We start from the raw sequence: 1,587 nt of genomic DNA on the forward strand, positions 1-1,587 counted from the left end.
ATGAGCTATAAGGTTCTAATCTGCGACGACGAGCCAGACGCCGCCGAAACCTGGGTACGGGAAATCGTCGAAACGATCGATGCCACGGTCTACGACATGCAGCCCGTTCCGCCGACCGCCGAAATCGAAAAAGCGATAAAGGTACTGCTCGCCCGTCGAGCGGCTTTGCGCGCCAAAGAACCTCGGCCTGACGATCCATGCCTGTTCGACGAGATCGATGTGCTGATCATCGACTACGATCTCATACATGTCGACGATAAAAAGACCCGGTATACGGGGGAAGGTGTCGCGAGATTAGCGCGAGTGTTTTCAGAATGCGGCATTGTGGTCGTGCTCAATCAGTTCCTCGAGGCTCAATTCGATCTCGGTCTGCGGGGCCATCTAGAGAGCTTTGCCGACTTGAATGTCGACGGTGAGTTGATCGCCACACCTGGCCTTTGGAAGGAAGCGCCGTGGGACCAATTTCGGCCGTGGTACTGGCCGGTCCTTCACAAATCGGCAAGCAACTTCAGATCGCGTGTCGACTTTTTAAAAGTCGAAGGAAATCTAAAATTGCCGATCTTGGACGTCCTGGGAATGAAGGGAATCGATGCGAGCAGGCTTTCCGATACGGCGTTCGGTTTCCTCGCACCAGACGCATCGGTCTATGAAGAGTTGTCGAAAGTGACATTCTTCGATTTCATTGGCGACAATTCCTCTGCCGTGGATACCAGCGACTCCGAGGCGCTTGTGGAAAAGGACGTCGATGCCTGCGCAAGAATTGCCGCATCCAGGGTCGCGAAGTGGTTGGAGCGAGAGGTACTTGGTCCGCAGGATGTACTGGTGGATCTGCCACACCTTCTCCATCGGTGTCCTTTCCTTTTCGAGGGTGATATCGACGACATCGACGCTTGGAACGCTGCGGTCGGTGGCGATCTCACCAAACTTAAGGACATCGTTCCCAAGGATGCCGTATTCGAAGCATCCGCCTGGCTCGACAGGCCGGCTTTCTGGTGGAGGCGGATCGAGCAGTCCGATCAGATTCGGGAGGCTAGACACGCTTTCGATTTCGCATTGCTTCCCGACTTCGTCTTCCTGGAGGATGCATCCTCGTTCGCGAAATTCGACGACGCTGTGGAGTTTCGCGCAGGGTTTCACAACCCGTACGATCGACGCTTCGCAAAGCGCTTCGAAAAAATTCGGTACGCGCCTCAGCGTCGCTTCGCGTTTGGGACGGATTGATATGGCGACCGACGAGCAGAAGGCCATGTGCTATGTCCTCGATATCCTCCTGACGAAAGGTCAGGAGTGGGAACGGCGCGATCCGAACGCTTCACAGAAAGCTTCGCGCGCCGCCAAGGCGAAATTTTCCTCGATATCCAAGAACGAGCTGGAGACCCACCTGATGCACGGTGGTCCCAAGAGCGAGTTCGCCGAAGATAAAGTCATCTTTCTAACCCCGCCAGCCAAGGAAGATGCCGGTATTGCCGCGCTGTGGTGCCGTTGGGATTACGAGAAGGCCCTTCCGCGTTGCGGCTTCTATTTCGGCCTGTGGTCACCCCGGGCTTCCTTTCCCAAGGTCGCGACGGAGCAGCCGAAAGATAGGCA

Annotated in this window: 2 protein-coding genes; both read left to right on the forward strand. The window is 55.8% G+C overall.

Features of this window, described 5'->3' with window-relative positions; all coding sequences use genetic code 11:
• The coding region (locus A3AY_RS40005; protein ID WP_018330168.1) for a hypothetical protein at window positions 1-1,221 on the forward strand (1,221 nt) is incomplete at its 5' end.
• Window position 1,222: 1 nt separating this feature from the next.
• On the forward strand, window positions 1,223-1,587 hold a 365-nt coding region (locus tag A3AY_RS36900; RefSeq protein ID WP_040669661.1), incomplete at its 3' end, for a hypothetical protein.

Origin of the sequence: Rhizobium giardinii bv. giardinii H152 (genome assembly GCF_000379605.1) — a bacterium.
GTDB classification, from domain to species: Bacteria; Pseudomonadota; Alphaproteobacteria; order Rhizobiales; family Rhizobiaceae; genus Pararhizobium; species Pararhizobium giardinii.